Below are 306 nucleotides of genomic sequence, written 5' to 3' on the forward strand. Positions count from 1 at the left end.
CCTTTTTTCAAATTGAATGCAAATTGCCTGAACACGATGTCTACTGAGTTTTTAAAGATGGTCGTAAATCGAGCTCTGTCTCCTTTATCATGTAAGCGGCTGATGCCAAAATATTGTTCCACTATGTATCGAATTTTTGAAATGGATTTGTTCCTTGAGATCTCCACCTCGGTCAATTTGGCGTTGATGTTGTCTTTTCGCATGATCCCATCCTTGATCTGGTTCAGTGCTAGAAATTCTCGATTTGGAGCCCCGGCGTAACCTTTGTCGGCATAAGCTGTTTGGATCTTATCTTTGGTATGCATA

General features: G+C 40.8%; 1 protein-coding gene. It reads right to left on the reverse strand.

The window, feature by feature from the left end:
• The coding region (locus tag ACYQ2M_RS25450) for a transposase (RefSeq protein WP_459919198.1) at positions 1 to 305 on the reverse strand (305 nt) is incomplete at its 3' end.
• Position 306 lies beyond the last annotated feature (1 nt).

This window comes from Desulfocicer niacini (assembly GCF_054657595.1).